Here is a 24,648-nt window from a genome sequence, read left to right as displayed (position 1 = left end):
CGCGCGCGCGTGTGGGGGCGGGGCGGGGGGGGGTGGCGGTGGTGTGCCCCCCCCGGGGGGCCCCCCCACCCGGGGGGGGGGGGGGGGGGGGGCGGGGGGGGGCGGCGGCCCCCCCCCGGCTCTGACTCCTCAGCGCACCTTGTAGATCTGGAACGTGGCGGCCGGATAACGGACCGTCTCGCGCAGTTCCAGGCACGGCTCGTTGAGTGGCTCCACGGTCAGCAGGTACCGGGCCTGGTGCTGGCGGAGGAAGTCGCCGCACGGCTCGGTGGTGATCTCGAAGTGGTCGGAGGTCCCCAGCGCGTACTTGGTGGGCACGGTCTTGGCGGGATCCCGGTCGAACACGAACCAGACGTGGGCGTAGCGGTTGTAGATGAAGTCCTGCTCGCCCTGCGGGTCCGCCGTCCGCCACAGATCCAACTGCGGGTAGCCGTAGACGCCGGACAACGAGCGGGCGCCGTTCATGTAGGCGAAGTTCTGCACACCACCCGACTCGATGGCCCAGGAGGCGTCGGGGTCCTCGGCCTCGATGGCGCGGATCGACTCCGCCAGCGGCGTACGCGTCAGGACCTCGGTGCCGCGGTACAGCGGGTGGATGAACGCCGTCATGGCGACCGAGAAGACCAGCAGAACGGCCGCGCCCCAGGCGAACCGCCTACGCAGCAGCAGGAACACGACGAGCGGGATGGGGATCAGTGACAGGACCAGGCCGCGATCCTGCATGTAGTCCGGGAAGGCCCGCTCCACTTGCAGGGTGAGCAGCGCCTGGGCGAGCAGCACGACGAGGGTGTACGCGATGACGAGCTTGCGGCTCGGCAGGCCCAGGCGCTCGTCGAGCAGTCGCCGCACGAACAGGACCACCCCCACGAAACTGAGCAGACCGATGCCGATGAGCAGCCGTGCGTGCGGCACCAGGTTGAGGAACAGGATCTTGCCGAGCAGCTCCAGGTTGGGGACGAACAGCCAGACCAGGGACCCCAGCAGCGTGATGCTGACCAGCAGCAGTGGCCAGTCGATGATCCGCTGGGCACGGTACAGCTTGATCAGCAGGAACACGCTCGGCACTACCAGGAACGGGAAGACGAGCAGGAAGTTGGAGTTCTCGCTCTGGTTGCTCATCACCTTGTAGAGCTCGGCCTTGGCGGAGAACTGCAGGTTGAGACTGGTGTGCCCGGAGAAGAGGTGCACGAAGGCGAAGTTGCCGCTCTCCACGACACGCTTACCGGGGTAGGCCGTGTTCTGGATGGTCTCGATGACTGTCATCCGGGTCGCGACGAAGGCACCGATCAGGGCACCCGCGACCGCCAGCGACGCGACGACGACGCTCAACTGCCGCAGCAGCAGCCGGCCCGGTAGCGCACGACGCTGCTCGATCAGGAAGCCCACGGCGAACGGAGCCACCGCCAGGGCGCAGGCGACCTGGAACGGCGGGTAGAGCACGAGCGCGAAGCAGGTGAGCACGTACGCCAGGAGTGCACCCCAGCCGATCGTGGTGAGCAACCGTTTCGACCGCATCAGGAGGATGAGCGCCGTGGCCGCGAACAGGGCGTAGTACATCGACGACAACGTGACGTACTGGTACCACCACTGGGCGAACGGGCTGAAGAACAGGGCCAGCCCGAGCCCGGCGGCGAACCATCGTTGCCCGGGCATCAGCGCCAGCACGAAGAAGTAGCAACTCAGGATGAGCAGGTAGCCCATCAGCCACCATTTGAAGGCGAACGCGAAGTCGAACGGCAGCACCAGGAAGGCCAGGTTGTGCGGCTTGAAGACCGCCGACCACTCCTTGTACGGGACATCCCTGATCAGGGAGATGTCCTCGCCCTGCCCGACGTTCGGGTTGATCCGGGGGTAGTTGGCGGCTTCCTGGGCGACGGTGATCTGGGTGTTGACGTTCCACTCGTCGGCCCGGATTCCCTGTGGATTGTTGAACAGGAGGTCCGGGTCCGGCTGCGTGCCGTAGAACATGGTGTGCACCATGCCCACCGAGGAGCCGTTGATCTGCAGGGCCGTCAGCCCCAGCAGAACGACCGTGAGCAGGGCCGGAAAGAGCCAGATGCCGCGGACGAACCTACCGCCGGCACGCGTGGTCCGGCCACGGGGACCAGTGTCGTCGTTCATTGGGGCCATTCTTTTCAAGGGGTTGTTATCGGGGGTCGCGCGGTCAGTGACTGTGGGCGGCGCTGTCCCGCCCGGCGACCCGCTGCCGGCCGGGCAGCCGGCCCCACCGGGCCCGAGGCGATGCTCCTGGGTCACCCACGGCGCCCAGGCTGATCGCCAGGAGCAGGACGGCCACGGCGCTCAGCCACAGCCACACGTCGAAGAAGAAGATCTGCGCGGTGAACCCGACCATGATCAGTCGACCGGCCAGCGACCGGGAACGCCAGAACAGCGCCAGCAGGAGGCCGAGGAGGCTGAGCAGACCGACCAGACCGAAGTTGTGCCAGATGGTCAGGTAGGTGTTGTCGAAGACCTGCGCCTGCCCGTCGCCGATCCCGACGTCCTCCAGGTAGCGCACGCTGGACTCCGGCCCGTTGCCGAAGATGACCGTGGACCAGTCCCGGGTGATGCCGTCCCAGGCGACGGCGATGCGTTCGAAGCGGGCGCTCGCGCTTGCCGATCCCACCGGGTCGGACATCCGTGCTCCCGCCACGCCGACCGAGTCCACGGAGGATGTCGAGGGACTCGGCGACGGCTTGGTGCCCGGTTCGGTCGGGCTGACCCAGGTCGGTGGCGGCTCGGACGTGCCGACCCGGAAGGTCGACGGGTTGACCGCGACGGCGGCGAAGGCGACCACGGTGATGATGGCCCCGGTGGCCACGCCACGCCAGGCGATCTTCCGCACGTTCAGCAGCAGCCAGATCCCGAGCGCGAGGGCGGTGCCCACCCAGGCGCTGCGCGTGCCGGAGAGCACCAGCCCGATGAGGTTGGCGGTGAAGGGGACGTACCAGTACCTGCCCCGGATGGTCAGCGCCACGAGCGCCATGGCCATGGCGAAGGACCCGTAGACGATCGGGTGACCGAAGAACCCGGCCGCCCGGGTCGGATCGAACACGGACGTGTACGTCCAGTCGTACGCGAACTGGTCGAAGAGCGGCCAGGTGCCGGTGAGGGTCTGGTATTTGGCGAGCGCGGCCACGGCCACGCTGACCCAGGTGAACACCTCGGCGATGCGCAGGATCAGCTTCGGGTCACGGCGTGCCTCCTCGATGAGGTGCCAGCCCAGCACGCCGATGCACAGCAGTGGCGCGACACCGACGACCACCGGCTTGATGCCGTGCCAGTGCAGCACGCCCGCGAGGACGGCGCAGAACGGGAGCAGCAGCGCCGCACCGATCCGTCGCGGCGGCCACCCGTCCCGTTCGGCGCGGTGCAGCCGCCCCCAGCCGGCGAGGACGAAGAGGAGCAGCAGCAGCGAGTACGACGGATTTGTCGGGTAACCGAGGTCGATGGTCACCGGGACCATGAAGGCCACCGCGAAGATGGCCCAGGTGATCCGGACCGGCTTCAACAGCACCCACCCCAGCAGGGCACCGGCGCCGATGGCGAGCGCGAGGTCCCACCTGCCGAGGACCAGGAACGCCACTGCCACCAACAGCAGGCACAGGGCGACGTAGCGCGCCGGGCGCCCCAGGCTGTTGAACCGGTCGGTCACCATGTGCACCGTGCGATCGTACGGAGCAGCCGCCGTCAACGGACGCCGGCCTCCATCGCCGTCCCTGCCCAGAGCGGGTCGCCGCACGCCGAGCCTCAACTGTGCCGGCGCCACAGGTCTCGCAGCGCCTCCCAGTTGCCCGCGATGCCGGCCTCACACGGCGTCTCGATGACCAGGACCCCGTTGGAGTCGTCCCGATTCCACCAGAGGCCGCAGTACGTCCCGGTCTCGACCTTGAACGCGTACTCGACGTAGCTGCCGGGCACACCGGTCTTGCCGCCGGTCGTGCGGCTCGCCGCGTTCAGCCCGGGGGCGAGCGAACCGGCAGCGAGGTTCAGCTCCTGGCGGTGTGCGCGCGCCGCGTCCCGCTGGGCCTGCTCCCGGAAGAGCACGAAGTGCAGTTGCAGTGCCCCGTCGGGGCAGTAGACGTGACGCTCCTCGTTCGCTGGCAGGTCCGGGCCGCCGTCGTCGTTGTAGACCACGCAACCGCTGAGGTCGGCCAGCCATGGTTCGCCCAGCGGTGCCAGCTCGCCGATGAACTTCGCCTTGTTGATGGCGGACTGGGTGGCCCGGAAGGGCGAGAGGGCGGTGCTCTCGGACGGGGCCTTCTCCTCGTCACCGGACCCGCCGAGGGCGTACCCCAGGGCACCGGCGACGAGGGCGATCACCAGGCCGCCGGCGACGAGGGGGAGCCAGCCGCGGCGTTTCCGGACGACCTGGACCGGCGCGATCCGCCGGCCGGGCATCCCGAACGGTTCACGGTCGAGCGGGACCGGCACGCCGGACGAGGGAGCCGCCGAGACCGGCTGGGACGACGGCGCCCGCGCATACAGGGCGACCTGCTGGGTCGTCTCGGCCAGCGCGCCCGGGGTGGCGTCACCCGCCGGGCCCTGGCTCCAGGCGCCGGTCGACACCGGGGTGCCGCTCACCGGGGCGGTGGAATCACCGAGCGACACGGTGGCGTCCTCGGCCCGGTAGTCCTGCTGGAGGAGTCGGAAGAGTCGCTCCGGAACCTCCGGCTGGTCGCCCTCGTACGCCACCCACGGGTTCGTCGAGGTCAGGTCGGCCTCGGCGTAGGGGTGACCACCGGGCGCCCGGGACAACATCCCGACGGCCTGGGCGAAGGCCGCACGCCAGCGTGGGTCCGTCGCCGCCGGTCCGTCCAGCAGGATGACGGTCACGGGGCGTTCCTGCCCGTCGACGGCGGCCCATGCCTTTCCCACCAGAGACCCGCCGAGCACGCGGGTGAACCTGTAGGGACTTTCCGGCTGCATGCGCGCTCCTCCGTCGTTTCGCCGAGCGGATAGTACCGATGACCTCCGAGTCCGGACTGCCCCGTCAGCACGTGCCCCTCGCACACCCTCCGGACGGCGCGAAACCGCACCGTGACGTCGGAGGACGCCACCTTGCCAGGTGAAAGATTCCATGCATAGAGTCGGACCGTGAATGAAAGTGGTGCGCGCGGCACCGATCTGCTCGACCTGTTCGACGGGGTGCGGCTGACCCCCACCCAGCGCCGGATCGCGCACTGCCTCGTGCAGCACGCTCCCGCCGTCGCGTATCTGTCCGCCGCCGAGGTCGCCGAGCTGGCCGGGGTGAGCCAACCGTCGGTCACCCGGTTCGCCGTCGCGCTCGGCCACGACGGGTACCCGGCGCTGCGCCGCCGGCTGCGGGACCTGACCGTCGCGACGCCGGCCGGGTCGGCGGACGCCGGCAACGAGCTACAGCAGGCGGTACGCGCCGAGATGGGCAACCTGGACCGGCTCGCCGGTCAGCTCGCCGACCGGGACCGGATCGCCGAGACCGGGCGGTTGCTCGCGTCCAGCCGCCCGCTGCCGGTGCTCGGCCTGCGCGCCGCCGCGCCGCTGGCCGCGTACTTCGCGTACTTCGCGGCGAAGGTGCACCCGGACGTGCGGGTGCTCGACGACGGCGGCAGCCTGCTCACCGACCGCCTGGAGCAGGCGGCAGCGGCCGGCGCGTCGGCCCTGCTCGCCTTCGTCCTGCCCCGCTACCCCCGGGAGACGCTGGACGCTCTCCGGGACGCCCGCGACGCCGGGCTGACCGTGGTGGCGATCACCGACTCACCGGTAAGCCCCGCCACCGAGCATTCCGACGTGGTGCTGCCGGCGGCGGTCGGCGCGCAGCTCGTCTTCGACCTGCACACCGCCCCGATGACGCTGGCCATGGTGCTGTTGCAGGCGATCTGCGACGCCGCGCCGGCCGACACCCAACGCCGACTGGAGGCGTTCGAGGCCTCCGCGGCCCGCCGACAGTTGTTCCGCGGATGACCGGAGGAGACCCGAGATGACCCAGCCCGTCCGTGCCGCACGGGGCAGCCAGCTCACCGCCCGCGGGTGGCAGCAGGAGGCCGCCCTGCGGATGTTGATGAACAACCTCGACCCCGAGGTGGCCGAGCGTCCCGACGACCTGGTGGTCTACGGCGGCACCGGCAAGGCGGCACGGGACTGGCCGTCGTACCACGCGCTGGTCCGCACGCTCACCGACCTGCGCGAGGACGAGACGATGCTCGTGCAGTCCGGCCGCCCGGTCGGTGTGCTGCGGACCCACGAGTGGGCGCCCCGGGTGCTGCTGGCCAACTCCAACCTGGTCGGCGACTGGGCGACCTGGCCGGAGTTTCGCCGCCTCGAACAGCTCGGGCTGACCATGTACGGGCAGATGACCGCCGGTTCGTGGATCTACATCGGCACCCAGGGCATCCTCCAGGGCACCTACGAGACGTTCGCCGCGGTGGCCGCCAAGAGGTTCGGCGGCGACCTCGCGGGCACGCTGACACTGACCGCCGGCTGCGGTGGGATGGGCGGCGCGCAGCCCCTGGCCGTCACCATGAACGGCGGCGTCTGCCTGATCGTCGACGTGGACCGCACCCGGCTGGACCGTCGGGTGCACGACCGCTACCTGGACGAGGTCGCCGACTCGCTTGACGACGCGGTACGACGGGTGCTCGCCGCGAAGCGGGACCGGCGCGCGCTCTCCGTCGGCGTGGTCGGCAACGCGGCGGTGGTCTTCCCCGAACTCCTGGTGCAGGGGGTGGAGATCGACATCGTGACCGACCAGACCAGCGCCCACGACCCGCTGTCGTACCTGCCGGTGGGGGTGGAGCTGGCCGACGCCCGGGACTACGCGACGGCGAAGCCGGCCGAGTTCACCGACCGGGCCCGGTCGTCGATGGCTCGGCACGTGGCCGCGATGGTCGGTTTCCTCGATGCCGGCGCCGAGGTCTTCGACTACGGCAACTCGATCCGCGGGGAGGCACAGCTCGCCGGCTATCAGCGCGCCTTCGACTTCCCCGGTTTCGTACCGGCGTACATCCGGCCGCTGTTCTCCGAGGGCAGGGGCCCGTTCCGGTGGGCGGCGCTCTCCGGCGACCCGGCCGACATCGCGGCCACCGACCGGGCCATCCTGGAGTTGTTCCCGGAGAACGAGCCGCTGGCCCGCTGGATCCGGCTGGCCGGCGAGCGGGTCGCCTTCCAGGGCCTGCCGGCCCGGATCTGCTGGCTCGGGTACGGCGAGCGGGACCGGGCGGGCGTGCGGTTCAACGACATGGTCGCCTCCGGCGAACTCTCCGCCCCGGTCGTCATCGGGCGCGACCACCTGGACGCCGGCAGCGTGGCCAGCCCGTACCGGGAGACCGAGGCGATGGCCGACGGCTCCGACGCGATCGCCGACTGGCCGCTGCTCAACGCCCTGGTCAACACGGCCAGCGGCGCGTCCTGGGTGTCGATCCACCACGGCGGCGGGGTGGGCATCGGCCGGTCGATCCACGCCGGGCAGGTCTGTGTCGCCGACGGCACCGCCCTCGCCGGGCAGAAGATCGAGCGGGTGCTCACCAACGACCCGGCGATGGGTGTGATCCGGCACGTCGACGCCGGCTACGACATCGCCCGCGACGTCGCGGACCGCACCGGCCTGCGCACACCGATGGCCGAGGGATCCGCGTGAGCGCGGGGAGCGTGGCGCGGCGGAGCCCCGCGGTCGCGGCGACCAACAGGAGCAGAGCATGAGCGACGACCTTCCCGGCCGGTTCCGGGCCCTGTGGGACGAGATCGCGCCGGTCGGGCGCGACGCCGACAGCGGCGGCTACCTGCGGTACGCGTTGACCGAGCCGGAGCGGGAGCTGCGCGCCTGGTTCCGCTCGCAGGCCGAGCACCGCGCCCTGCCGGTCACCGAGGACGGCAACGGCAACCTCTTCGCCCACTGGGGTGACCCGGAGGGCGCGGACGCGGTGCTCACCGGCAGCCACTTCGACTCGGTGCCGCACGGCGGGGCGTACGACGGGCCACTCGGCATCGTCAGCGCGTTCCTCGCCGTGGACGAGCTACGCGCTCGCGGTGTCACCCCGGACCGGCCCCTGGTGCTTGCCGCGTTCGTGGAGGAGGAGGGTGCGCGCTTCGGCGTACCCTGCCTGGGGTCTCGGCTGCTCACCGGGGCGCTGTCCCCCGACCGCGCGGCCGGCCTGCGCGACGCGGCCGGGGTGAGCTTCGCCGAGGCGCTCGGTGACCGGCCGGCGGGCGCCCGCCCGGAGTTGCTGGGCCGGTTCGGCGCCTTCGTGGAGTTGCACGTCGAGCAGGGTCGCGTGCTGGCCGAGACGGACGCGCCGGTCGCGGTGGCAAGCGCGATCTGGCCGCACGGCCGGTGGCGCTTCGACGTCGTGGGCGAGGGCAACCACGCGGGTACGACCCGGATGGCCGACCGCCGTGACCCGATGCTCACCTACGCGTTCACGGTGCTGGCGGCCAACAAGGAGGCCCGGCTGCGCGACGCCCACGCCACGGTGGGCCGGGTCGCCGTCGAACCCAACGCCACGAACGCGATCCCGTCGAAGGTGACAGGTTGGCTGGACGCCCGCGCCGCCGACGCGCAGACGCTGGACGGGCTGGTCCAGGCGGTGTGGGGCAAGCTCGCCGAGCGGGCCCGCCGTGACGGTACGGCGGTGACGGTCACCGAGGAGTCGGCGACGCCGCTCGTCGCCTTCGACGGCGGACTGGCCGAACGGCTGGCCACGCTGCTGGACGCGCCGGTGCTGCCGACCGGCGCGGGGCACGACGCCGGGGTGCTGGCCGCGCACCTGCCCACCGCGATGCTGTTCGTGCGCAACCCGACCGGGGTGTCGCACTCCCCCGCCGAGGCCGCCACCGACGACGACTGCGCCGCCGGGGTACGCGCGCTGGCCCGGGTGCTCCAGGAGCTGACATGCCGCTGACACCGACCCGCTGGCTGGCGGAGTACGCCTGGCTGCCCGAGCACGCCGAACCCACGCCCGACGTGCTGATCGAGGTCGACGGGGGCCGGATCACGGCGGTGACGCCGCTGACCCCCGGCAGTAGGCCACCGGCCGGGGTCGACGTGTACGCCGACGCCAGGCCGCTGCCCGGCCTGACCCTGCCGGGCCTGGCCAACGTGCACTCGCACGCCTTCCACCGGGCGCTGCGGGGGCGTACCCACGGCGGGCGGGGCGACTTCTGGACCTGGCGGGACCGGATGTACGCCGTCGCGGACCGGCTGGACCCGGACACCTACCTGGCCCTGGCCCGGGCCGTGTACGCCGAGATGGCGCTCGCCGGGATCACCGGCGTGGGCGAGTTCCACTACCTGCACCACCGGCCGGACGGCGGCGCCTACGACGACCCCAACGCGATGGGTGCGGCGCTGGTGGAGGCCGCGGCACACGCCGGGATCCGACTCACCCTGCTGGACGCCTGTTACCTGACCTCCCACGTGGACGGTCGGGCCCTCACCGGGCCGCAGCGGCGATTCGGTGACGGCGACGCGGCCCGCTGGGCCGAGCGGGCGGCGGCGTTCCAGCCGGCCGATTCGCACGCGCGGGTCGGCGCGGCCGTGCACTCGGTGCGGGCGGTCCCGGCCGACCAACTCCGTACGGTCGCCGACTGGGCCCGGGACCGGCGGGCACCGCTGCACGTGCACCTCTCCGAGCAGCCCGCCGAGAACGACGAGTGCCGGGCCGTGCACGGGCGCACCCCCACCGCGCTGCTCGCCGAGCACGGCGTCCTCGGGCCGGGCACCACCGCCGTGCACGCCACCCATCCGACAAGCGCCGACCTGACCCTGCTCGGTGAGAGCCGGACCGGGGTGTGCCTCTGCCCGACCACCGAGCGGGACCTCGCCGACGGGATCGGCCCGGCCCGCCGGATGGCCGACGCGGGGATCCGGTTGAGCCTGGGCAGCGACAGCCACGCCGTGATCGACCTGTTCGAGGAGGCCCGCGCGGTGGAGCTGGACGAACGGCTGCGGACCCGCCGGCGCGGCCACTTCGCGCCGCTGGACCTGGTGACGGCGGCCAGCGCCACCGGGCACGCCGCGCTGGGTTGGGACGACGCCGGCCGGATCGCCGTGGGCGCCCGCGCCGACCTGGTGACGGTACGACTGGACAGCGCCCGCACCGCAGGCGTACCGCCGGTGGGGGTGTTCTTCGCGGCCACCACGGGGGACGTCGAGCAGGTGCTGGTGGACGGCCGGGTGGTGGTCGCCGAGGGCCAACACCTGAGCGTGGACGTGCCGGCGGAGCTGGCCGCCGCCATCGAGGCGGTGCTCCCCGCATGAGCGGCAGTCTGCTTGTCGACGGCATCGGGGAGCTGGTCACCAACGGTGCCGGCGAGGGTCCGCTGGGCATCCGCTGTGACGCCGCCGTGCTGGTCGAGGAGGGCCGGGTGGCCTGGGTCGGGCCGTCCGCGTCCGCGCCGGCCGCCGACCGGCGGATCGACGCCGGTGGGGCCGCCGTGCTGCCCGGCTTCGTGGACAGCCACGCCCACCTGGTCTTCGCCGGGGACCGGGCCGCCGAGTTCGCCGCCCGGATGGCCGGCGCGCCCTACACCGGCGGCGGCATCCGGACCACTGTGGACGCGACCCGGGCCGCCACCGACGACGAGCTGCGGGCCACCGTGCGCCGGCTGCGTGGGGAGGCGCTGCGCCAGGGCACCACGACCATGGAGATCAAGAGTGGGTACGGGCTGACCGTCGACGACGAGGCCCGCTCGTTGCGGATCGCCGCCGAGAGCAGCACCGAGACCACCTTCCTGGGCGCCCACGTGGTGCCCGCCGAGTACGCCGACCGCCCGGACGAGTACGTCGGGCTGGTCTGCGGGCCGATGCTTGCCGCCGCCGCGCCGTACGCGAGGTGGGTCGACGTGTTCTGCGAGCGGGGCGCCTTCGACTCCGACCACGCCCGGGCCATCCTGGCCAGCGGTCGGGCCGCCGGGCTGGGCGTCCGGATCCATGCCAACCAGCTCGGCCCCGGCGGCGGGGTGCGGCTCGGGGTGGAGCTGGACGCGGCGAGCGTCGACCACTGCACCCACCTGAGCGACGCCGACGTGGACGCGCTGGCCGGCACGGCCCACCGCGACGGGTCGGGGACCCGGACGGTGGCGACCCTGCTGCCCGGTGCGGAGTTCTCCACCCGCTCGCCCTACCCGGACGCGCGGCGGTTGCTCGACGCCGGTGTCACGGTGGCGCTGGCGACGGACTGCAACCCCGGCTCGTCGTACACGTCGTCGATGCCGTTCTGCGTGGCCCTCGCGGTGCGTGAGATGCGGATGACCCCGGCGGAGGCGGTCTGGGCCGCGACCGCCGGTGGCGCGCGGGCGCTGCGCCGCGACGACATCGGTGTGCTCACACCCGGCGCGCGGGCCGACCTGATCGTGCTGGACGCCCCCTCCTACCTGCATCTGGCCTACCGGCCCGGTGTCCCCCTGATCCGCCAGGTAATACGCAACGGAGTAGTGCAATGACGACCGTGACCATCCAGCCAACCGGGATCTCCGCCGACGACGTTCTCGCGGTGGCCCGCGGCACCGCCACGATCGTCCTCGCCCCGTCCACCATCGAGGCGATGGCGACGAGCCGGGCCATCGTGGACGGCATCGAGTCGTCCGGCCGCCCCGTCTACGGGGTCTCCACCGGGTTCGGCGCGTTGGCCAACACCTTCATCGCGCCGGAGCGGCGGGCCGAGCTGCAACACGCGCTGATCCGGTCGCACGCCGCCGGGGTGGGTGCGCCGATGCCGCGCGAGGTGGTGCGGGCCATGATGCTGCTGCGGGTCCGGTCCCTCGCGCTGGGTCGCTCCGGGGTCCGGCCGCTTGTCGCGGAGGCCCTTGTCGACCTGCTCAACCACGACATCACCCCCTGGGTGCCAGAGCACGGCTCGCTGGGTGCCTCCGGTGACCTGGCGCCGCTGGCGCACTGCGCGCTGGTGCTGCTCGGTGAGGGCTGGGTCCTCGGGCCCGACGGCGAACGGCAGGACGCGGCGGGCGCGTTGACCGCCGCCGGGCTCACGCCGATCGAGCTGGCCGCCAAGGAGGGGCTGGCGCTGATCAACGGCACCGACGGCATGCTCGGCATGCTGCTGCTGGCCATCCACGACGCGGCGCACCTGTTCGCCATGGCCGACGTGACGGCCGCGCTGGCCATCGAGGCGATGCTCGGCTCCGAGCGGCCGTTCCTGCCGGAGCTGCACGCCATCCGGCCGCACCCCGGTCAGGCGGCGTCGGCGGCGAACATCCACCGACTGTTGCAGGACTCCCGGGTGATGGACTCACACCGCGACGACCTGGCGCACGCCGTGCAGGACGCGTACTCGATGCGGTGTGCACCGCAGGTGGCCGGTGCGGCCCGGGACACCCTGGACTTCGTCCGCACGGTCGCCGGCCGGGAGCTGGTGTCCGTGGTGGACAACCCGGTCGTGCTCCCGGACGGGCGGGTCGAGTCGACAGGTAACTTCCACGGCGCGCCGCTCGGGTTCGCGGCGGACTTCCTCGCCATCGCCGCCGCCGAGGTGGGCGCGATCGCCGAGCGGCGGGTGGACCGGCTGCTCGACGTCACCCGTTCCCGGGAACTGCCGGCGTTCCTGTCCCCCGACGCCGGTGTCAACTCCGGGCTGATGATCGCCCAGTACACGGCGGCCGGGATCGTCGCCGAGAACCGCCGGCTGGCCGCCCCCGCGTCGGTGGACTCGTTGCCCACGAGCGGCATGCAGGAGGACCACGTCTCGATGGGCTGGGCGGCGGCCAAGAAGCTGCGTACCGTCCTGGACAACCTCACCAGCCTGCTGGCGGTCGAGTTGCTGGCCGGCGTACGCGGTCTGCAACTGCGCGCGCCGCTGGAGCCGTCCCCGGCCGGCCGGGCCGCCGTCGCCGCGCTCGGCCCGGCGGCCGGCGAGCCCGGCCCGGACGTGTTCCTCGCCCCGGTGATGGAGGCGGCCCGCGCCGTCGTCGCCGGGCCGGAGCTGCGCGCCGCCATCGAACGGGAGGTCGGCCCGCTGGGCTGACCTCGTCGGGTCGCCGTCGCCCGCCGCGGGTCAGGCGGCGGGCGGCAGGACCTCGCGCCCGTCAGGCGGCCGGCGGCAGGACTTTGGCGACCAGCTTGGCCAGTTCGCGCAGCGCCTTGCCCCGGTGGCTGATCGCGTCCTTCTCGGCCGGGGTCAGCTCGGCGTTTGTCCGGTCCTGTCCGTCGCCCAGGAAGATCGGGTCGTAGCCGAACCCGCCGTCGCCGCGCGGGGCGCGCAGCACCCGCCCGGACTGCCGACCGTCGACCAGGTGCTCCTTGCCGCCGGGCAGCACCAGCGCCACCGTGCAGACGAACGAGGCCGCCCGCTGCTCGTCCGGCACGTCGCCGATCTGGTCCAGCACCAACTGGAGGTTGGCCCGGTCGTCGCCGTGCCGACCGGACCAGCGGGCGCTGAACACCCCCGGCATCCCGTTGAGCGCGTCGACCGCGAGCCCCGAGTCGTCGGCGATGGTCGCCAGCCCGGTCTGCCGGCAACCCTCCCGCGCCTTGATCAGCGCGTTCTCGCCGAAGGTCAGGCCGGTCTCCGGCAGCTCCGCGTACTGCTCGACGTCGTCCAACCCGAGCAGGGCGATCCGCTGCGCACCGAGCGCGCCGTCCAGGATCCGCTGGAGTTCCACGAGCTTCTTACGGTTACGGGTGGCGAGCAGGACCTTGTTCATAGCAGTGCCTTCCGCTGGGCTTCGGCCAACTCCGCGCAACCCGCGACGGCCAGGTCGAGCAGGCTGTCGAGCTGGTCGCGGGCGAACACGCCCGCCTCGCCCGTGCCCTGCACCTCGACGAAGTCACCCGCACCGGTGCACACCACGTTCATGTCCACCTCGGCGGCGACGTCCTCGGTGTAGCAGAGGTCCAGTCGCGCCTCGCCGGCGATGATCCCCACGCTGACCGCGGCAACCGACCGGTGCATCACCTTCTCCGGCTTACCGGCCAACGCCTTGCGCGCGGCGAGCCAGGTCACCGCGTCGTGCAACGCGACGTACGCGCCGGTGATCGCCGCCGTACGGGTGCCGCCGTCGGCCTGGAGCACGTCGCAGTCGAGCACGATCGAGTTCTCGCCGAGCGCCTTGAGATCGATGCTGGCCCGCAGACTCCGGCCGACCAGCCGGGAGATCTCGTGGGTACGGCCACCGACCCGGCCCTTGACGCTCTCCCGGTCGGAGCGGGTGTTGGTGGCCCGGGGCAGCATCGCGTACTCGGCGGTCACCCAGCCGAGCCCGGAGCCCTTGCGCCAGCGGGGCACCCCCTCGGTGACGCTCGCCGTGCAGAGCACCCGGGTGCCGCCGAACTCGACGAGCACCGAGCCCTCCGGATGGGTGCTCCAGCCTCGGGTCAGGGTCACCGGTCGAAGTTGATTGGGCCCTCGCCCGTCAGGTCGCGCCATCCCTGCACCTTATGCGGTCCGCATGCGGCACAACACCGCGGCCCGACCCGCCCCACCGGGTCAGACGTCGTAACTCGCGCCGGGTCGGACCACGTCGATCGGCCCGGTGTACGCGCCGGCGGCCGACTCCAGGGTGTGCGCCTCGCTCCCCCAGGCGGGCACCAGGTGGGTCAGCAGGAGCCGGCCCACCGCGGCCTTCGTCGCCGCCTCACCGGCCTCCCGGCCGGTCAGGTGCAGATCCGGCGGATTGTCCATGCCATCGAGGTAGCTGGCCTCGCAGAGGAAGACGTCGGCGTCCTGGGCCAGCCGCAGCAGCGCCGCGCAGGGCGCGGTGTCCGAGGAGTAGCACAACGACCGGCCGCCGTGCTCCAGCCGCACGCCGTACGTCTCGACGGGGTGGTTGACCCGGTCGACGGTGACCGCGAACGGGCCGATCGGGAAGGTGCCCGGCTGGAGGGCGTAGAACTGGTAGACGTCCTCCACCGAGCCGTCGTCGCCGTACGCGGCACTGAGCCGGTCCGGTGCGCCCGCGGGCGCATACACCGGCAACGGTGGATAGGGGCCGTCCGGGGCGTACCGGCGCACGACCACGTACAAGACGGCGTCGAACATGTGGTCGCAGTGCAGGTGGGTCAGCAGGATCGCGTCCGGGGCGTGCAGCCCCGCGTACCGCTGGAGGCTGGACAACGAGCCGGAACCGAAGTCGACGAGGAGCCGGAAACCGTCGGCTTCGACGAGGTAGGCCGAGCAGGGCGACTCGGGGCCGGGAAAACTGCCGGCACTGCCCAGGACGGTCAGTCGCATCGAGTCGTCTCGCTGTCACTGTCAGTAGCATCCGTGCCGGCCATTGCCTCAGCCATGATCTCTACCGACGCGTACGTCACGCTGCGCAGCCTACGCTGGGGCACCGGGCGGCAATAATCATCCGCCGGAAGTTGTCACGAACGTGACACACACTCACGGTGCGGCGGACACGGTACGGGCCGTCGACACACGTCGACGGCCCGTACCGGGAAGACCGGTTCGGTCAGGCCCAGAGCTGCCCTTCCAGGGCGTCCTCGGCATCGGCGAGCGTCCCGCCGTACGCACCGGTGGACAGGTATTTCCATCCACCGTCGCAGACCACGAAGGCCACGTCGGCCCGTCGACCGTCGCGGACCGCCTCGTGCGCCACCGCGAGCGCGGCATGCAGGATGGCACCCGTGGAGAAGCCGGCGAAGATGCCCTCCACCTCCACGAGTTGGCGGGTACGCAGCACCGCGTCCCGGGTGCCGACCGAGAAGCGCCGGGAGAGCACCGAGGCGTCGTAGAGCTCCGGCACGTACCCCTCGTCGATGTTGCGCAGGCCGTAGACCAACTCGCCGTAGCGCGGCTCGGCGGCCACGATCTGAATGCCCTCGACCTTTTCCCGCAGGTAGCGCCCGCTGCCCATCAGGGTGCCGGTGGTGCCGAGCCCGGCCACGAAGTGCGTGATGCTGGGCAGGTCGTGCAACAGCTCCGGCCCGGTCGTCTCGTAGTGCGCCCGCGCGTTGGCCTCGTTGCCGTACTGGTAGAGCATCACCCAGTCGGGGTGCTCCGCCGAGATCTGCTTGGCGGTGACGACCGCCTGGTTGGAACCACCCGCCGCCGGCGAGAAGATGATCTCGGCACCGTACATCCGGAGCAACTGGACCCGCTCGGTGGAGACGTTCTCCGGCATCACGCAGACCAGCCGGTAGCCGCGCAGCTTGGCCACCATCGCCAGCGAGATACCGGTGTTGCCACTCGTCGGTTCGAGGATGGTGTCACCCGCCCGGAGCCGGCCGGCCTCCTCCGCCGCCCGCACCATGAACAGCGCCGCGCGGTCCTTGATGCTGCCGGTCGGGTTCCGGTCCTCCAGTTTGGCCCAGAGCCGCACCGGCGGCGCACCGTCGGGCACCGTCGGGGAGAGCCGGGGCAGGCCGACAAGCGGCGTGCCCCCGCACGCGTCGAGCAGGCTGTCGTACCGCGCCATGGCGGCCGACCTCAGCGAGCCGCGACGGTGGCGTGCCCGCTGGCCGCCACTGCCGCGGCGCTGTGCGAGCTGATCGCCGCGGCGGCGGCGCTGTGCGAACTGATCGCCGCGGCGGCGGCGAAGCCGAACGCGCCGCCGGCCACGGCCGGCAGGATGGTGACGCTGTCACCGTCGGAGAGCTTGGCGTCCAGGGCACCGAGGAAACGGACGTCCTCGTCGTTCACGTAGACGTTGACGAAACGGTGCAGCGTGCCGGTCTCGGTGATCAGCCGGCCCCGCAGGCCGCCGTGCCGGGAATCCAGGTCGGTGAGCAGATCGGCGAGGGTGTCGCCGGCGCCGTCGACGACCTTGGCGCCGCCGGTGTAGCTGCGCAGGATGGTGGGGATGCGAACCTCAATGGCCATGATGTCGAACTCCTCGATCGGGTGTGCCTACGGTGACGGGACGAGACGAGTGCGGGGGCTGACGGATCAGCGGCCGGAACACTCGTAGTCGACAGTCGCCGGGCTCTGCCCGAACATGTAGGACTGAACGGCATGCGGGTCGACCCCGGCCTCCACGATCTGGACCGGCTCCTCGGCGACCACGCCGTCGACGATCCGGAAGGACCGGATCTCCTCCGCGTCGGGCTCGCGGGTCGAGACGAGCAGGTAGTGCGCGCCCGGCTCACCGGCGAAGGAGACATCCGTGCGCGACGGGTACGCCTCGGTGGCGGTGTGCGAGTGGTAGATGACGATGGGCTCCTCGTCCCGGTCGTCCATCTCCCGCCACACGCGCAGGTGCTCCATCGAGTCGAACTCGTAGAAGGTCATCGATCGCGCGGCATTGTCCATCGGGATGTGCCGGGTCGGGGTGTCGCTGCCGACGGGACCGGCGACCACGCCGCACGCCTCGTCGGGGTGATCCCGGCGCGCGTGGGCGACGATCGCGTCGATGATCGACCGGTCGATGCTCAGCACGTGCACCAGCCTAACGCCTGTCGGGCACGGGCCGAAGTGGTGCCGGTCACGCTTAGTCGATCAAGGCGTTGAGCAGCGACTCCTGCAAATATCCGAGGTACGCGTAGACCGAAAGCTGGAACACCCGGCTGGACCCCGGGTCCGCAGAGACCGCGTCGTCCAACTCCTCGCCCAGGTCCGTGCCGTCCTTGATCTCCAGCCGGACGCCCATCGCGAGCCGGGCGTCGTTGAGTGCCCGCAGCCACGCCTCGGCCGCCTCGGCGTCCAGCCGCACCTCACCGCCGGCGTCGTCCGGCAGCGCGGCCAGGATCGCCCCCGCCTGATCGATCTTCGCGGTCTTCAGGTCGCCCTCGGTGTAACGGCGGAACTCGGCCGTCCCGGGAGCGTCCTGCGGATAGACCGCCGGGAAGAGCCGGCCGACGACCGGGTCGGTGTGGTCGAAGCCGTCGGTGAGCAGGCCAACCACCTCGGAGGCGACCTTGCGCAGCACCCGCACCTCGTCGACGGCGAAGGTCGCGACGTAGCGGCCGGCCTGGCGGCGGAACATGCTCACGACTTGTCCACCGTCGCCCACAGCCCATACGCGTGCAGCTGCGACGCGTCGTGCTCCATCCGCTCCCGTGCACCGGTGGAGACCACGGCACGGCCCTTGTGGTGCACGTCCAGCATCAACTGCTCGGCCCTCTCCCGGCTGTAGCCGAAAAGCTTCTGGAAGACCCAGGTCACGTACGTCATCAGATTGACCGGGTCGTCCCACACGATCGTCACCCATTGCCGGTCCGCCGCCGGCACCTCGTCAGTGTCCGGCGTCTCGACCGGTGCAACCTGTGGAGCCGCCATACCCCCCATCGTGCCACCGGTTTCCCGGAACCGAGGAACCGGAACGCCGGCCCGGCGCGGATCGCCCACCCCGGACACCCCTGACCCGCCCCGAACACCGTCGAACGCGTGCGGCGGCGCGGCCCCGGACGCGGGGGCGGCCACGCCGTCAGGCGAGCAGAATGCCGTGATCGACTGCATCGGAGAGCACCGCGCCCAGCGAGAGGCGGATCACCTCGAACCGCCGGGAGACCTCCCGGGACAACCCCAACTCGACCTCCCGCACCGCGCGCTGGGACCAGGCCCGCGCCGCGCTGTGGTCGTCGTTGCCGGGGGTACGCCACTGTTGCCAACACCCACCGGAGAGCGCCACCGCGACCGGCGGAAGCACCTCGTCGCGGGACGCGGACGGATAGTTGGCGAGGGCGTCGATCGCCTCCGAGCCGGTCAACGTGGCCACCCCGGCCGTGCTGGTGATCAGGAGCACCTTGTCCAGCTCGTGGCCGGGTCGATCATCGGCCAGGCCGTACCGCACGGCGGTGGCGATCCGCCGCCGCACTCCTTCCACCGGCGGCCCACCGAGCACCCGGGCCGCGGCGTCGGCCATGATGCCGCGCACCGCCTGGTCGCACTGGGCCGTGACGAACAGCGACAACGCCGCCATCTCCCGATCCAGGAGATCCGGTAGGCCCGCGCAACCGACCCCGAACACGATCTCCTGGACGGCCCGCAGGTGGATGTTCGCCAACTCCAGGGCGAGATGCTGACGGATCCGCTGGGCACACGATCGGGTCTGCCGGTCGAGTTGCTCGGACCAGCCACCCGGATCGGCGACCACGGCGACCCGGTCGTGCTGGCCCGGCGGCGCCGGCGGGTCGGCGCTGGCCCGCCGCAGCCCCTCCTCCGACGACCAACCCACCAGCGCCCGCCGCAGGTCGGCGGCGGAGTCGGCGGAGTGGGCGTCGACCGGGAACCACCGCGCGCCGGCCAGCGCCGGCACCGCGGCCAGCAACGCCGCACGGTGGGCCGCCACGGTCACCGCGGCCGCGTCCACCTCGGTCACCCGACCAGCAGCCGGCGGGACGGACGCCCCCGCGTCCTCCGTCGTCGCCAAACCGTCGGCCGGCGGGGCCCAACCTGCCGCGCCGGGAGTCACCGCGAAGACGACCTCCACCGAGGTCGGGGCGACCTCGGCGAGGAGGTTCAACTCGGCGGCGGTGAACGCCTGGTCGGCGGCGATCACGAAGAGCAGCGCACCGGCCCGGCCCACCGCGTCGAGCAGCACCGGCCTGCCAGCCAGGCCGAACGTGGCGGTGTCCGGTGAGTCGATCAGGGTGAAGTGCCGCAGCAGCGGCTCGGGCACGCTCAACTCGACCCGCCGGGGTGGACGGGCCAGCGCCGGGCCGGCCGCGTGTCGGTCCGCCCCGTACGAGTGGGGCTGGCGGTAGCCGGGCACGAACGCCGCCCGGGTGGGCACCTTGGCGTTGCGGACCAGCAGCCAACTGCCGGCCGGCACGGTGAGCATGACCGGGTCGAGCCCGAGCAGCGTGGCGAGCACGGCGCGCCGCTCGGCACCGGCCGGGCCGACCGCGACCACACCAAGGGGCTCGTCCGCGGCCGGGCCGGTCACGCCGACCCGGGAGGGCAGCGGACCGCAGCTGGGCAGATCGACCGGGCCGGCCACGTCGTCCGACGAGTCGACCGAGGGGAGAGGGCCCTGCTTCATCAGGTGGCCTCCCGGGGCAGGCGACCGGACGCCCGGTCGGGTGCGAAATCCGGTGAAGACACCCGGATGCCGGAAGACTACGTGCGGGCCGGCAACCAGGTGGAACACTTCGGATACTCACCGGTAATTGTGCGACTACTCAACTTCGGTGAGTGACGGTACGGGCGCGGACGGATTCCGGTCGATATGCTGCGCGAATGAGTCGATGGAAGTTCGTCGGCCGGACCGACGAGCTCAACCGCCTGCTGGCGGCGGTGACCGGCGAGGCTGGTCGTGGGCTCTTCTTCAGCGGCAGCGCCGGGATCGGCAAGAGTCGGCTGCTGCGCGAGGGCCTGGGCACGTTGCCCACCGAACGCTTCGCGATCTGGACCATCGCGGCCAGCGCCACCACCGCGGCGCTGCCGTTCGGCGGCCTGGTGCAGGTCCTCCCCGCCGAGCAGCCCCAGGGCCTCTCCCCCGCCGGCATCCTGCGCTGGGCGCTCAACGTGCTGCAACAGCAGGCGGCTGGTCGACGGATCGTGCTCGCCATCGACGACGCCCACCTGCTCGACCCTCCCTCGGCGGCACTGGTCCACCTGGTCGCCCGCTCGGAGAACGCCACAGTGGTCGGCACCCTGCGCGACGGCGAGCAGATTCCCCTGCCGATCCGCGCACTCTGGACCGACGATCTGGTCGAGCACGTCGAGCTGACCCCGATGCCGCAGGCGGAGACCGCTGGTCTGCTGGCGGCGATCCTGGGCGGCCCGGTCGACGCCGGCTCCGCCGACCGGCTCGGCCGGCTGTCGGCCGGAAACCCGCTGCTGCTGCGGGAGCTGGTGCACGCCGCCAGCGGCAGCAAGGAGTTGAAACGCACCTACGGGATCTGGAAGTGGACCGGGCGGCTGGAGCTGGCGCCCAACCTGACCGACCTCATCGACACCCGGGTCGGCAAACTCACCGACGGCGTCCGCGCGGTCGTCGAGCTCGTCGCGTTCGGTGAACCACTCGGCCTGCACCTCCTGCGGCAGGCCGCCGACCAGTCGGACGTGGAGACCGCCGAGGAGCGCGGGCTGATCAGCGTGGTCCAGCACGACCGGCGCACCAACGTACGGCTGGCCCACCCGCTCTACGGCGAGGTGATGCGCCGCCGCTGCCCGGTCAGCCGCACCCGCCGTCTTCAGGCGCACCTCGCGGAGCTGCTCGAGCAGGTCGGCAAGCGTCGCCGCGACGACCTGCTGCGGGTCGCGGTGTGGCGCCTCGACTCGGGCACCGCACAGGACCCGGCCCTGCTGCTGGACGCGGCGATCCAGGCGTTCACCCGCTACGACGTGCCGCTGGCGACCCGCCTGGCACGTGCCGCGTTGCACGCCGGTGGCGGCTCCGACGCGGCGGAGCTGCTGGCCACCATCCTGATGTTCGCCGACCGGCCGGACGAGGCCATCGACGTCCTCGACGCGGTGACCCCCGAGCCCGGCGACGAGTGGCGGCTCTGCCGTTGGCTGACCGTGCGCGGGATGGTCAGCTACTGGGGGCTGAGCCAGGAGTCCACCGTGGAGGAGATCGCGAGCCGCGTCGAGCAGCTCAGCGACTCCGCGGACCGGTCCCGGGTGCACGCCTTCGAGGCGATCATGCGCCTGCACCGACTGGACACGACCACCGCGGTCCGACTCAGCCAACAGGTGTTGGACCGGCCGGCCGCCGGCGTCGCCGCCCGCGAGTTGGCCCGCTGCACCATCGCGTACGTCCAGGCCGCACAGGGCCAGCTGACCCGCAGCGGTACGGCGATCGCCCAGGTGCACTCCGCCGTCGCCAACTGGCGCACCGACATGCCGTACCTGCAACTGGCTCTGGAGCTGGCCCGGGGCACCCGGCTCATGTTGACCGGAGACCTGGCCGGGATCGACGCGATAGTGGCCGACGAGTTCGCCGACCTCGCCGGTGCCGGTGACTTCCGGCTCGGCACCGGCTACCTGGCCATCCTCCAGTCGTACGCGGCCCGGCTGCGCGGGCAGAGCGACGCCGCCATCCGGGCCTCGCTGGGTGCCTGCGCGGTGTTGGCCACCAGCCGGGTCTACGCCGGTCTGGCCCAGGCCGAGCGAGCCCAGTCGGCCGCGCTGCGTGGTGACGCCACGCAGGCCGCCGTGGCGATGGCCGAGGCGGACCGCACCCACGCACCCGGCATGGCGGTGCTCTACCCGTGGCTGGAGCAGGCCCGCGGTGCGACGCTCGCCGCGTCGGGCGACCTGCCGGGTGCGGTCAAACAGCTCAGCGACCTGGTGGACCGGCTGCGCGCGGATGGCTTCGCCGGGCACGAGGTGCACGTCCTGCACGACCTCGTCCGGCTGGACCAGGCCGGCATGCCGGTCGGGCCCACCTGCTCCGACGGCAGCCGACGCACGGTGGCGCAGCGCCTGGCCGAGCTGTCCGAGCGGGTCGACGGGGTGCTGCCTCCGCTGCTGGCCCGGCACGCCCGCGCGGCGGTGACCGACTCCGCCGCGGATCTGCTCGCGGTCGCCGACGACTACGCCGCACTGGAGTTGGCCGTGTATGCCGCCGAGGCCACCTCCCAGGCCGTGCAGCGGTTGCGCCGGCAGCACTCCACGGCGGCCAACGACGCCCGGGAACGCCTGGCGGGGTTGCTCGGGGGCTGTGACCTGATCCGGACGCCGGCGCTGCACGCGGGCGCACCGGTGCTCACCGAACGCGAGTGGCAGGTTGCCCGCCTCGCCGCGAACGGCGCGCCCAGCCGGGCCATCGCGGAACGGCTCTACCTCTCGGCGCGCACGGTGGAGAACCACCTCCAGCGGATCTACACCAAACTCGGCGTGGCCGGCCGAGCCGAGCTGGGGGCCGCGCTGCGCGCGATCCCGGGCCACGAGGGCGGCGACGGGAACTGAACCTTAGGCTGGGGCCGTGAGCATCCACCGCCCCGCGCTGCTGACCGACCACTACGAGCTGACCATGGTCAGCGCGGCACTGAAGGACGGCACCGCCGACCGCCGGTGCGTCTTCGAGGTCTTCAGCCGCCGGCTGCCCAGTGGCCGCCGCTACGGCGTGGTCGCCGGAACGGCCCGGCTGATCGAGCTGATCCGCGACTTCCGCTTCGACCCCACCGAGGTCGACTTCCTGCTGCGGACCGGGGTGGTCGACGACGCGGCCGCGGCCTGGCTCACCGACTACCGCTTCACCGGCGACATCGACGGGTACGCCGAGGGTGAGCTGTTCTTCCCCGGTTCACCGATCCTCACCGTCTCCGGCGGTTTCGCCGAGTGTGTGGTGCTGGAGACGCTTGTGCTCTCCGTGCTCAACCACGACAGCGCGGTGGCCGCGGCGGCGGCGCGGATGGTGACCGCGGCACGGGGTCGAGCGCTCATCGAGATGGGGTCGCGCCGGGCACACGAGGAGGCGGCGGTGGCCGCGGCGCGGGCCGCGTACCTGGCCGGCTTCCGGTTCACGTCCAACCTCGCCGCCGGTGCGCGCTACGGCATCCCGACGGCGGGCACGGCGGCGCACGCCTTCACCCTGTTGCACGACGACGAGCGGGCGGCGTTCGCCTCGCAGGTCGCCACGCTGGGCAAGGACACCACGCTGCTCGTCGACACGTACGACATCAGTCAGGGCATCCGCAACGCGATCGCGGTCGCCGGGCCGGAGCTGCGGGCGGTACGGATCGACTCGGGCGACCTCGCGGTGATCGCCCAACAGTCCCGGGAGCTGCTCGACTCGTTGGGCGCCACCGAGACCAAGATCATTGTTTCCGGCGACCTGGACGAGTACGCGATCGCCGCACTGGCCGCCGAACCGGTGGACATGTACGGCGCCGGCACGGCAGTGGTGACCGGCTCCGGCGCGCCGACCGCCGGGCTGGTCTACAAGCTCGTCGAGGTCGAGGGACGGCCGGTGGTGAAGCGCTCCGAGCACAAGGCGACGATCGGCGGCCGGAAGGTCGCGGTCCGCCGGCACAAGCCGACCGGCACCGCCACCGAGGAGATCATCGTGCCGCAGGGCGTACCGGACCGGCAGCCCAACGACCGCATGCTCCAACACTCGTACGTGGTCACGGGCGAGCCGGTGTCGCTGCCCACCCTCGACGAGTCGCGCGAGCACCTACGTGAATGCCTGATCTCCATCCCGTGGGAGGGGCTGAAGCTCTCGGCCGGCGATCCGGCGGTGCCGGTCTCCGTCGTGCCCGCCGACTGAGCCTTCCGCCCGATCCGACCTCGAAGGGACCCCCCAATGGCCAACGCTCTGATCATCGTGGACGTGCAGAACGACTTCTGTGAGGGCGGCTCGCTGGCCGTCGCGGGCGGCGCGGGTGTGGCCGCCGGCATCTCCCGACTGCTCGCCTCCGAGCCGGACCGCTGGTCGCACGTGGTCGCCACCAAGGACTACCACGTCGACCCGGGTGCGCACTTCGGCGATCCGCCGGATTTCGTGGAGTCCTGGCCGCGGCACTGCGTGGTCGGCACCAGCGGGTCGGAGTTCCACCCCGAGCTGCACACCGGCCGGGTCGAGGCGATCTTCCACAAGGGCGAGCACGCGGCGGCGTACTCCGGGTTCGAGGGGCACGCCGACGACGGCGAGTGCCTGGCCGACTGGCTGCGCCGGCACGACGTGGACCGGGTAGACGTGGTCGGCATCGCCACCGACCACTGCGTCCGGGCGACCGCGCTGGACGCCGCCCGGGAGGGGTTCGCCACCACCGTGCTGCTCGAACTCACCGCCGCCGTCGCTCCGGCGACCACCGACGTGGCACTACGTGCCATGGACGGCGCCGGGGTGACCCTGCACGGCGAGCCTGTGATCAGGGCCGCATAA

Annotated in this window: 21 protein-coding genes; 9 read left to right on the top strand and 12 right to left on the bottom strand. The window is 72.2% G+C overall.

The features are described 5' to 3' along the window. Window positions 1-129: 129 nt before the first annotated feature. From ACGFIW_RS28660 to ACGFIW_RS28650, 3 genes are all read right to left on the bottom strand, one after another. Entirely contained in the window at window positions 130-2,121 is a 1,992-nt protein-coding gene (locus ACGFIW_RS28660; protein ID WP_393322082.1) for a hypothetical protein, read from the bottom strand. Between the two features lie 43 nt (window positions 2,122-2,164). After that, on the bottom strand, window positions 2,165-3,658 hold the full coding sequence (locus ACGFIW_RS28655) for an O-antigen ligase family protein (RefSeq protein ID WP_393322096.1): 1,494 nt from the start codon (window positions 3,656-3,658) through the stop codon (window positions 2,165-2,167). Window positions 3,659-3,750: 92 nt separating this feature from the next. Beyond that, window positions 3,751-4,929 carry a hypothetical protein gene (locus ACGFIW_RS28650; RefSeq protein WP_393322079.1) on the bottom strand — a complete coding sequence of 393 codons (1,179 nt, stop codon included), beginning with the start codon at window positions 4,927-4,929 and terminating at the stop codon, window positions 3,751-3,753. A gap of 168 nt (window positions 4,930-5,097) precedes the next feature. Between ACGFIW_RS28650 and ACGFIW_RS28645 the strand changes: the two genes are divergently transcribed. Genes ACGFIW_RS28645 through hutH form a run of 6 tightly spaced genes read left to right on the top strand, consistent with a single transcriptional unit; the run spans window position 5,098 to window position 12,953 of the window. Then, the gene (locus ACGFIW_RS28645) at window positions 5,098-5,943 is read left to right on the top strand and encodes a MurR/RpiR family transcriptional regulator (protein WP_393322076.1); all 846 of its coding nucleotides are present in this window, start codon (window positions 5,098-5,100) and stop codon (window positions 5,941-5,943) included. 16 nt (window positions 5,944-5,959) lie between these two features. Continuing rightward, window positions 5,960-7,615: a urocanate hydratase gene (gene hutU / locus ACGFIW_RS28640; protein WP_393322073.1), complete on the top strand. Its 1,656-nt coding sequence runs from the start codon at window positions 5,960-5,962 to the stop codon at window positions 7,613-7,615. 58 nt (window positions 7,616-7,673) lie between these two features. Then, window positions 7,674-8,876, top strand: a complete 1,203-nt coding sequence (locus ACGFIW_RS28635; RefSeq protein ID WP_393322070.1) for an allantoate amidohydrolase — start codon at window positions 7,674-7,676, stop codon at window positions 8,874-8,876. Next, entirely contained in the window at window positions 8,867-10,234 is a 1,368-nt protein-coding gene (locus ACGFIW_RS28630; RefSeq protein ID WP_393322067.1) for a formimidoylglutamate deiminase, read from the top strand. The genes ACGFIW_RS28635 and ACGFIW_RS28630 overlap by 10 nt, the downstream gene beginning before the upstream one ends. Continuing rightward, window positions 10,231-11,418, top strand: coding sequence for an imidazolonepropionase (gene hutI / locus ACGFIW_RS28625; protein ID WP_393322064.1), 1,188 nt, complete (start codon window positions 10,231-10,233; stop codon window positions 11,416-11,418). Before ACGFIW_RS28630 ends, hutI begins: the two co-directional genes overlap by 4 nt. Further along, window positions 11,415-12,953: a histidine ammonia-lyase gene (gene hutH, locus ACGFIW_RS28620; protein WP_393322061.1), complete on the top strand. Its 1,539-nt coding sequence runs from the start codon at window positions 11,415-11,417 to the stop codon at window positions 12,951-12,953. Before hutI ends, hutH begins: the two co-directional genes overlap by 4 nt. A 61-nt stretch (window positions 12,954-13,014) precedes the next feature. Here the strand turns inward: hutH and rdgB are convergent, their stop codons facing one another. The 9 genes from rdgB to ACGFIW_RS28575 all read right to left on the bottom strand — a co-directional run bounded on the left by rdgB (window position 13,015) and on the right by ACGFIW_RS28575 (window position 19,851). Next, on the bottom strand, window positions 13,015-13,632 hold the full coding sequence (gene rdgB, locus ACGFIW_RS28615) for an RdgB/HAM1 family non-canonical purine NTP pyrophosphatase (RefSeq protein WP_393322058.1): 618 nt from the start codon (window positions 13,630-13,632) through the stop codon (window positions 13,015-13,017). Further along, window positions 13,629-14,354, bottom strand: a complete 726-nt coding sequence (gene rph / locus ACGFIW_RS28610) for a ribonuclease PH (protein WP_393322055.1) — start codon at window positions 14,352-14,354, stop codon at window positions 13,629-13,631. Before rph ends, rdgB begins: the two co-directional genes overlap by 4 nt. A gap of 60 nt (window positions 14,355-14,414) precedes the next feature. Beyond that, window positions 14,415-15,158 (bottom strand): MBL fold metallo-hydrolase, encoded by a 744-nt coding sequence (locus ACGFIW_RS28605; protein ID WP_357557270.1) that lies wholly within the window; start codon window positions 15,156-15,158, stop codon window positions 14,415-14,417. Window positions 15,159-15,381: 223 nt separating this feature from the next. Next, window positions 15,382-16,347, bottom strand: a complete 966-nt coding sequence (locus tag ACGFIW_RS28600; protein WP_393322052.1) for a PLP-dependent cysteine synthase family protein — start codon at window positions 16,345-16,347, stop codon at window positions 15,382-15,384. Window positions 16,348-16,358: 11 nt separating this feature from the next. Then, a complete protein-coding gene (locus tag ACGFIW_RS28595) occupies window positions 16,359-16,751 on the bottom strand; it encodes a MoaD family protein (protein WP_393322049.1) in 393 nt (130 codons plus the stop codon). 66 nt (window positions 16,752-16,817) lie between these two features. Further along, complete coding sequence (locus ACGFIW_RS28590; protein ID WP_393322046.1) at window positions 16,818-17,306, bottom strand: Mov34/MPN/PAD-1 family protein; 489 nt, start codon at window positions 17,304-17,306, stop codon at window positions 16,818-16,820. Between the two features lie 52 nt (window positions 17,307-17,358). Next, window positions 17,359-17,853: a DUF2017 domain-containing protein gene (locus tag ACGFIW_RS28585; protein ID WP_393322093.1), complete on the bottom strand. Its 495-nt coding sequence runs from the start codon at window positions 17,851-17,853 to the stop codon at window positions 17,359-17,361. Window positions 17,854-17,855: 2 nt separating this feature from the next. After that, window positions 17,856-18,146 carry an ATP-dependent Clp protease adapter ClpS gene (clpS, locus tag ACGFIW_RS28580; protein WP_139583456.1) on the bottom strand — a complete coding sequence of 97 codons (291 nt, stop codon included), beginning with the start codon at window positions 18,144-18,146 and terminating at the stop codon, window positions 17,856-17,858. Window positions 18,147-18,294: 148 nt separating this feature from the next. Continuing rightward, the gene (locus ACGFIW_RS28575; protein ID WP_393322043.1) at window positions 18,295-19,851 is read right to left on the bottom strand and encodes a hypothetical protein; all 1,557 of its coding nucleotides are present in this window, start codon (window positions 19,849-19,851) and stop codon (window positions 18,295-18,297) included. A 197-nt stretch (window positions 19,852-20,048) separates the two neighbouring features. Here ACGFIW_RS28575 and ACGFIW_RS28570 point away from each other — a divergent pair, with 197 nt between their 5' ends. From ACGFIW_RS28570 to ACGFIW_RS28560, 3 genes are read left to right on the top strand one after another with little or no spacing between them, the layout of a single operon-like run. After that, a complete protein-coding gene (locus ACGFIW_RS28570; protein WP_393322040.1) occupies window positions 20,049-22,727 on the top strand; it encodes a LuxR C-terminal-related transcriptional regulator in 2,679 nt (892 codons plus the stop codon). A 16-nt stretch (window positions 22,728-22,743) separates the two neighbouring features. After that, window positions 22,744-24,030: a nicotinate phosphoribosyltransferase gene (locus ACGFIW_RS28565; RefSeq protein WP_393322038.1), complete on the top strand. Its 1,287-nt coding sequence runs from the start codon at window positions 22,744-22,746 to the stop codon at window positions 24,028-24,030. Between the two features lie 36 nt (window positions 24,031-24,066). Further along, entirely contained in the window at window positions 24,067-24,648 is a 582-nt protein-coding gene (locus tag ACGFIW_RS28560; protein WP_393322035.1) for an isochorismatase family protein, read from the top strand.

This window comes from Micromonospora sp. NPDC048935 (genome assembly GCF_043197875.1).
Lineage (GTDB): Bacteria > Actinomycetota > Actinomycetes > Mycobacteriales > Micromonosporaceae > Micromonospora.
Note: the sequence above shows the minus strand (reverse complement) of the source record. Positions and strands in the feature narration are given on the sequence as shown.

Excerpts from the sequence above, each read along its gene's own strand:
- ACGFIW_RS28595 (WP_393322049.1), bottom strand. The coding sequence starts at position 16,751 with ATGGCCATTGAGGTTCGCATCCCCACCATCCTGCGCAGCTACACCGGC.
- ACGFIW_RS28655 (WP_393322096.1), bottom strand. The coding sequence starts at position 3,658 with ATGGTGACCGACCGGTTCAACAGCCTGGGGCGCCCGGCGCGCTACGTC.
- hutH (WP_393322061.1), top strand. The coding sequence starts at position 11,415 with ATGACGACCGTGACCATCCAGCCAACCGGGATCTCCGCCGACGACGTT.
- ACGFIW_RS28585 (WP_393322093.1), bottom strand. The coding sequence starts at position 17,853 with ATGTTCCGCCGCCAGGCCGGCCGCTACGTCGCGACCTTCGCCGTCGAC.
- ACGFIW_RS28570 (WP_393322040.1), top strand. The coding sequence starts at position 20,049 with ATGAGTCGATGGAAGTTCGTCGGCCGGACCGACGAGCTCAACCGCCTG.
- clpS (WP_139583456.1), bottom strand. The coding sequence starts at position 18,146 with ATGGCGGCTCCACAGGTTGCACCGGTCGAGACGCCGGACACTGACGAG.
- ACGFIW_RS28630 (WP_393322067.1), top strand. The coding sequence starts at position 8,867 with ATGCCGCTGACACCGACCCGCTGGCTGGCGGAGTACGCCTGGCTGCCC.
- ACGFIW_RS28635 (WP_393322070.1), top strand. The coding sequence starts at position 7,674 with ATGAGCGACGACCTTCCCGGCCGGTTCCGGGCCCTGTGGGACGAGATC.
- ACGFIW_RS28650 (WP_393322079.1), bottom strand. The coding sequence starts at position 4,929 with ATGCAGCCGGAAAGTCCCTACAGGTTCACCCGCGTGCTCGGCGGGTCT.
- ACGFIW_RS28575 (WP_393322043.1), bottom strand. The coding sequence starts at position 19,851 with ATGAAGCAGGGCCCTCTCCCCTCGGTCGACTCGTCGGACGACGTGGCC.
- hutI (WP_393322064.1), top strand. The coding sequence starts at position 10,231 with ATGAGCGGCAGTCTGCTTGTCGACGGCATCGGGGAGCTGGTCACCAAC.
- rdgB (WP_393322058.1), bottom strand. The coding sequence starts at position 13,632 with ATGAACAAGGTCCTGCTCGCCACCCGTAACCGTAAGAAGCTCGTGGAA.
- ACGFIW_RS28560 (WP_393322035.1), top strand. The coding sequence starts at position 24,067 with ATGGCCAACGCTCTGATCATCGTGGACGTGCAGAACGACTTCTGTGAG.
- ACGFIW_RS28605 (WP_357557270.1), bottom strand. The coding sequence starts at position 15,158 with ATGCGACTGACCGTCCTGGGCAGTGCCGGCAGTTTTCCCGGCCCCGAG.
- ACGFIW_RS28600 (WP_393322052.1), bottom strand. The coding sequence starts at position 16,347 with ATGGCGCGGTACGACAGCCTGCTCGACGCGTGCGGGGGCACGCCGCTT.
- hutU (WP_393322073.1), top strand. The coding sequence starts at position 5,960 with ATGACCCAGCCCGTCCGTGCCGCACGGGGCAGCCAGCTCACCGCCCGC.
- rph (WP_393322055.1), bottom strand. The coding sequence starts at position 14,354 with ATGGCGCGACCTGACGGGCGAGGGCCCAATCAACTTCGACCGGTGACC.
- ACGFIW_RS28660 (WP_393322082.1), bottom strand. The coding sequence starts at position 2,121 with ATGAACGACGACACTGGTCCCCGTGGCCGGACCACGCGTGCCGGCGGT.